This window comes from Streptomyces sp. NPDC004561, from assembly GCF_053602155.1.
In genome coordinates, this window is the sequence record NZ_JBSGDB010000470.1 from 1 (window position 1) to 6,667 (window position 6,667).

Genomic DNA, 6,667 nt, shown 5'->3' on the forward strand with positions numbered 1-6,667 from the left:
ACGGGCCGGGGGTGGCTGAATCTAGGCATAGGAAACCCTGCGGACATACCGGAGGTCAGCGACACTTGGCGGCGCATGACTGCCGAGGCACTGGAGACAGCTTCGGGACGGTCAGCTGCCAGTACGGTCCGTCCCCGGGTCAGCCACCCACCGTGCTCTCCCGCACCTCCAGGTGGTGCGGCGCCCACAGCTCGGCCGGCGGATCCGCCGGCCCGTCGCCGAGCCGTCCGGTGATCCGCTGCACCGCGAGCCGGGCGATGGTCGTCTTGTCCGGCGAGACCGTGGTGAGGGTGGGGGTGTTGTAGCGGCCCGCCTCGATGTCGTCGAAGCCGACGACGGCCACGTCCTCGGGCACGCGCAGGCCGCGGGTGAGTAGTGTGCGGATGGCGCCCAGAGCGAGCAGGTCGTTGTAGCAGAACACCGCGTCCGGTGGCCCGTCCGGGTGGTCGAGCAGGGCGGCCATGGCGGCGGCGCCGTCCGAGCGGTGGAAGCGGGGGGTGGTCACCACGAGCGACTCGTCGACGGGCACGCCGCGGGCGGCGTGCGCGTCGCGGAAGCCGCGGGTGCGCAACTGGGCGGTCTCCCCGGTGTCGTAGGGCTGGTCGCCGACCGCGGCGATCCTGGTCCTGCCGAGGGCGAGCAGGTGCTCGGTGGCGGCGTAGGCGGCGGCCACGTTGTCGATGGCCACGTGGTCGTACGGGCTTTCGGCGATCCGCTCGCCGAGCAGTACCAGCGGGTCGGAGGCGTCGCGCCGGGCGAGGTCGGACTGGGACAGCGAGAGCGGGCTGAGGATCACGCCGTCGAAGAGGGCGGCGCTCGCGCCGCGCATGATCAGTTCCCGCTCCCGGTCCGGCTCGCCGTCGGTCTGGTCGATGACGACGGTGTAGCCGTGGGTGCGGGCCTCGGCGATGACGGCCCTGGCCAGCTCGGAGAAGTACGGCACGTCCAGCTCCGGTACGACCAGGGCGAGCAGCCCGGTCCGGCCGCGCTTGAGGTTGCGGGCCAGCAGGTTGGGGCGGTAGCCGAGTTCCGCGACCGCCTTCTCCACCCGCCGCCGGGTCTCGTCGGAGACCTGCGCGTAGCCGTTGACGACGTTGGACACCGTGCGGATCGAGACACCGGCGCGTTCGGCGACATCACGCAGTCGGGTGGTGGCCATCGAGGTCCCTTCGGGCGGGGCTCCGCAAAGCGGCAGAGCGGTTCGGGTCGAGCTTATTGTGACGCTGCGGCTTCGATGCGGCGCGGAGTCGGTGACCGGTCCGTGCCGGGCGCGGCGGCGCCGCGGTCCACCCCCGGCCCGCGGCGCCGCCCTTCTCACCGGACGGCCACGTCCACGCACGTGCTGCCGATCACCTGGCTGTCGGAGGCACGCACGGCCAGGAGGTGCAGGCGCGCCGCGGGGACGCCGTCCGGGAGGATTTCGGAGATGTGCACCGGCTCGCTCAGCCGGTACGGCTCGACGGTGACGGCCGCCGGTCCGGCGGACGGGGCCAGGCCCTCGGCGGAGCCCAGGACCGGGCCCCACACGGCGGCGACCGCGATGCGCACCGGGGCCGGGCCGTGGTGGGAGATGCGGACGTCGAAGGCGGCCTTGCGGTCGGGGCCGGTCACCAGGTCGCGGCCGGGGGCGAGCGGCTGCGCGTCGACCACCAGCACGGTGTCGGCGTGGGCGGCCGACGCGGGGCTGACCCCGCTGTCCTTGACCGTGCGGTCGAAGGCATAGACGCCGGCGAACTCGTGCTCGATGTCGTATAGCTCGGTCCACACATAGCCGGACAGCACGTCGTGGCGGCGCAGCTCCTGGGTCTGCCAACGCTGGTTCCAGCCGCGCTCGACGCTCGTCTTCCCGCCCCCGTACTCGCTGTTGAGGTTGGGGACGGCGGGGGTGGGCCCGCCGTCGGCCATGACGAGTTTGTGCACGATGTTCCCGCCGCCGAGGCCGACCGGGAAGCCGGTGGCCCGCTCGTCGAGCAGCGAGCGGACCTTGGCGGCCCACCCTGTCGGGGTCTCGTCGTAGATGTGCCAGTCCACCAGGTCGGTGGCGACGTGGGTCCAGCCGGAGTTGTCCACCACGGGCCGGGTCGCGTCCAGGCTCTTGAGGAGGGCGTACGCGCGGCGGACCGCGTCCTGCTTGGCTCGGTCGCCGGGCACGTCCCAGTCCAGGCCCCACTCCTCGTTGTACAGGCCCCAGATGATCACACTGGGGTGGTTGCCGTCGCGCGCGACCATGGGTGCGATCTGCGCCTCGAACCGGGCCGCCGCCTCGGGGGTGAAGGTGCCCGTGGAGGCCGGCTCGGCCCACACCAGCATGCCCGTCCGGTCGGCGTGGTGCAGGAACCTGGGGTCCTCCAGCTTGAGGTGCTTGCGGACCAGGTTGAAGCCGGACTCCCTGGCCAGTTCCAGGTCGGTGACGAAGGCCTGGTCGTCGGGCGCGGTCATCCCGGTGTGCGGCCAGTAGCCCTGGTCGAGGACCCCGCGGACGTACAGCCGCTCGCCGTTGAGCAGCAGGTGGTCGCCGCGGGTCTCGATCCGCCGCAGGCCGGTGGCCGAACGGACCTGGTCGGTGCCGTCTGCCGAGTCCAGGGTCACGGTGACGCCGTACAGGTACGGGTCGGCCGGCGACCACAGGCGCGGCTCGGTGACGGGCACGGTGACACGTACCCGCCCGTCGGCGCCCGCCGCCGCGGTGACGGGTTCGCCGCCCGCCGCCTGGACGGTCAGCCGCGCCCCTGCGGCGTTCGGCCCGGCGACGCCTATGTCGACGACAATGGCGTCGAGGTTCTCGCCGGGGGTCAGAGCCAGGGCCGACACGTAGGTTGCGGGTCGTGCCTCCAGCCACACCGGCTGCCAGATGCCGCTGGTCGGGGTGAACGCGCAGTCGTCGTAGTCGTCGCGGGGGATGCTGCGTTGCTTGCCGTGCACGATCTCGCGCTTGTCGACGGGGGCCCGCACCCGTACCAGGACGGTGGCCTCGGTGCGGCCGGCGAGGGCGTCGGTGATGTCGAACTCGAAGGGGGTGTAGCCGCCTTCGTGTCCGCCGACTTCCACGTCCCCGACCCAGACCCGGGCCTGGTGGTGGACGGCGCCGAAGTGCAGCACCACGCGCTGGCCGTGCCAGTCGGCGGGGACGGTCAGGTTGCGCCGGTACCAGCCGTACTCCAGCCAGTGCGCGGCCACCCCGGACGCCTCGGTCTCCCAGGCGAAGGGCACGGTGATGGTCTGTGGCCACTGCGCCCGCGCGGCCAGGTCGCGCTGGTCGGCGGTCCCGGACGGGTCAGTGGTGAAGTCCCAGTCGCCGTTGAGGGTCAGCCAGACGTGGGATCGGTCGAAGTGTGGGCGGGGGTATTCGGGACGGACCGAGGACACTCTTCTTCTCCAAAAAGGCGTGGTGCTGTTACAGGCGCCGTGGGTAGGAGCGGGAGGTTCAGCCGGTGGTGCTGCCCTGGAGCGCGCCGCCGCGGAAGTACTTCTCCAGGAACAGGAACAGCAGGATCAGCGGCAGTACGGTGACCAGGCCGCCGGCGATGAGGACGGGGACCAGTTCGGCCTTGGAGCCGGTCTCGGCCGCGTGCGACAGGGAGGACAGGCCGACGGTGAGCGGGTAGAGGCTGTTGCGGCTGAAGAGGATCAGCGGCAGGAAGTAGTTGTTCCAGACCGCGACGACGGTGAGCAGCAGCACCGTGACCAGGCCGGGCACGGTCAGCGGCAGCACGATCCGGACGAAGATCCGCAGCTCGCCCGCGCCGTCCATGCGCGCCGCGTCGATCAGGTCCCGCGGCACCGAGGCATCGATGTACGTGCGCATCAGGTAGATGCCCACCGGGGAGACCATGCTCGGCAGGATCATCCCCCACACCGAGTTGACCAGCCCCACCTTGGCGTACACCAGGAACAGCGGCAGCGCGACCGAGGTGATGGGCACCAGCAGGGTGGACATCACGAGGTAGAACAGCGCGTTGGAGCCGCGGAAGCGGAAGCGGGCGAAGCCGTAGCCGGCCAGCGCGGACAGCAGGGTCGCGCCGACCGCGGCGCTCACCGCGTACAGCATGGTGTTGCCGAGCCACTGCAGGTAGACGCCGGCGCCGCTGATGTTCTTGCCCAGGGCCGAGAGGTTCTGGAAGAGGTGGAAGGGACGGGCGAACCAGAAGCCTGGCGTGCCGTAGACGTTGGCCTGCGTCTTGGTCGCGTTGATCGCCAGCCAGGCGATGGGCGCCAGGACGAAGAGCGCGAACGCGGCGCAGACTGTGGTCAGGACGGTGACGGTGCCGCGGCGCAGCCCGTACAGGTGGATCGGGACGGTGTCGGAGGTGTCCTTCCGGCTGCGGCGAAGACTCCTCGTGGACTCGGTCCTCATCGGAACTCCCCCGCCCTCTTGCGGACCACGAACGCGCCCAGCGAGAGCGCGCCGATGATCAAGGCCAGGACGACCGCCGCGGCGGCGCCGAGGTTGTAGTCACCGCTGCCAACGGCGGTGTTGTAGACGTACAGGCTGGGTGTGAAGCCGTAGCTGACCGCCTGCGGCTGGAAGGCCCCGAGGATGGACGGCTCGGTGAACAGCTGCAGCGCGCCGACTGTGTTGAGAAAGAACAGCATGACGATGGTCGGGCGGACCATGGGCAGCTTCAGCTTCAGGATGATCGTTGACAGCTTGGCGCCATCCATGACGGCAGCCTCGGTGACGTGCCGCGGTATGGACTTCAGCGAGGTGTAGAGGATGGTGACGTTGTAGCCGGTCCACTCCCAGATCACGATGATGACGATCGTCGGCAGGATCAGCCGGGAGGAGAAGAAGTCCACGTGCCCGAAGCCGAGGCTGTGCATCAGCTTCGCGTACGGACCGAAGTCCGGCAGCAGCAGGAACGACCACATCACCGCCGCCACCACGCCCGGCACCGCGAACGGCATGAAGAACACCGTGCGGAAGAAGCGGCCGTACTTCACCACCCGGGCGTCGAACATCGCGGCGAAGAAGAACGCCAGGGCGATGGTCACCGGTACCTGGATCGCGGTGAACACCAGGACGCGGCGCACCCCGTCCCAGAACTCCGGGGAGTGCAGCACTGTGCGGTAGTTGGCGAATCCGGAGTAGTGATTGCCGCCGATGAGGCGGGTGGTGCGCATGCTGTCGTAGATCGCGTAGACCGTCGGGATCAGCATGAACAGGGCCAGGGCCAGCATGTGCGGACTGATGAAGACCGCGCCGGGCCACTCGCGGCCGGTTGCGCGGCGCCAGCCGCGCCGCGGAGGGCCGCCTGCCGGACCGGTACGGGGGCGGGTGCTGGGGCGGGCCCCTGTGTCGGCTGCGGCCGGGACGGCTGTGCCGGTGCCCGGCGGGCCGGGTGGTGAGGCGCGGTGGGCCGGGGTGTGGTTCACGTGGATCTACCTCTCGTGCCTCGCGCGCTCAGTCCTCGGTGACCTTGAAGCCCTGGGCCTTGGCGTACGAGACCATCTGCTTCTGGAAGGTCTTGAACGCCTCCGGCAGGGTCTCGGTGCCCTTGGTGACCCCGGCGAAGGTGGAGGTCCACTGGGTGAGCGCCGCGGTCATGATCGGCGGCCACTGGATGGGGCGGAGGTCCTGGGCGGCCTTGGCGAACACCTTGTTCGGCTGGCTAGTGCCGGAGATCGGCAGCGTCCGGCTCTGGAAGGCGGGCGAGTTCAGCAGCGGCTGGTAGCCGGGGAACGCGCCGGCGACATCGCCGCTGAGAATCTGCCAGGCGTCCGCCGAACCGCCGAACCACTTCGCGAACTCCGCCGCCTCCTTGGCGTGCGAGGTGCCCTTGACCACGGCGAGCGTGGAACCGCCCCAGTTGCCGCCAGCGCTCTGGCCCGCCTGCTGCTGCGGTAGGGGGGCCGCCCGCCACGAGCCGATGGTCTTCTTGATGCTGCCCTGCATGCCGACCGGTCCCCACGCGGGGCTGATCCGGGCCGCGTTGGCGCCGCTGTCCAGGTTGGACCACTGGGCGGGCGAGAAGTCGGCCGCGGTAGTGACCTCCTTCTTGTCGATCAGACCCTGCCAGAAGTCCGCGAAGGCGGTCTGCGCGGCGCCGGTGAAGTTGATGCCGAGCGTGTCTCCGCCGGTGTACGTGAAGGGGAACGCGCCGTACTGCTGCATCATCGCCAGCACCGGCTGGGCGTCGACCGGGTCGAAGTTGGTGATGGCCACCTTGGGGTCGCCGGAGTGCAGTTTGTCGGCCGCGGCCGCGAACTGGCTCCACGTGGCCGGGACCGCGATCTTGTGCTGCGTGAACGCGGCCGAGTTGTAGTAGAGCGCAAGCGGGCCGAGGTCGACGGGCATCGCGTACTGCGCCGAGCCCTGGGTGACCGCGGCCCAGGCGGCCGGAGCCTCGTTCTGCCGCGCGTCGCCGACGCCGTACGAGGACAGGTCCACCAGGCTCTTGGTGATCTCGAACGACGGCAGTTCGAAGTACTCGATCTGCGCGACGTCGGGGGTGCCGCTGTTCGCCTTCAGGGCGTCGCTGAGCTTGACGTACTCGTCGTTGGCGGCGCCGGCATTCTCCAGCTTGACGCAGATGTCAGGGTGGGTCTGGTTGAACTTCTTGACCACCAGGTCGTAGCCGGCCGACCAGCCCCAGAAGGTGAGGGAGGTCGCGCCCGACCGGCAGCCAGCGCCGCCGGAACCGCCGCCTGACGTGCCGCCGCTCACGCC

Annotated in this window: 5 protein-coding genes; all 5 read right to left on the minus strand. The window is 70.4% G+C overall.

Going from position 1 to position 6,667, the window contains the following annotated elements:
* Nucleotides 1–139 precede the first annotated feature (139 nt).
* Nucleotides 140–1,159 (minus strand): LacI family DNA-binding transcriptional regulator, encoded by a 1,020-nt coding sequence (locus ACWEN3_RS38020; protein WP_452980774.1) that lies wholly within the window; start codon nucleotides 1,157–1,159, stop codon nucleotides 140–142.
* Nucleotides 1,160–1,314: 155 nt separating this feature from the next.
* Nucleotides 1,315–3,366, minus strand: a complete 2,052-nt coding sequence (locus ACWEN3_RS38025) for a glycoside hydrolase family 2 protein (RefSeq protein WP_452980777.1) — start codon at nucleotides 3,364–3,366, stop codon at nucleotides 1,315–1,317.
* A 58-nt stretch (nucleotides 3,367–3,424) separates the two neighbouring features.
* Nucleotides 3,425–4,354: a carbohydrate ABC transporter permease gene (locus ACWEN3_RS38030; RefSeq protein ID WP_452980780.1), complete on the minus strand. Its 930-nt coding sequence runs from the start codon at nucleotides 4,352–4,354 to the stop codon at nucleotides 3,425–3,427.
* Nucleotides 4,351–5,373, minus strand: coding sequence for an ABC transporter permease subunit (locus ACWEN3_RS38035; protein WP_452980782.1), 1,023 nt, complete (start codon nucleotides 5,371–5,373; stop codon nucleotides 4,351–4,353). Before ACWEN3_RS38035 ends, ACWEN3_RS38030 begins: the two co-directional genes overlap by 4 nt.
* A gap of 28 nt (nucleotides 5,374–5,401) precedes the next feature.
* Nucleotides 5,402–6,667 (minus strand): ABC transporter substrate-binding protein (locus ACWEN3_RS38040; RefSeq protein ID WP_452980785.1); only part of this gene is annotated, 1,266 nt, incomplete at its 5' end.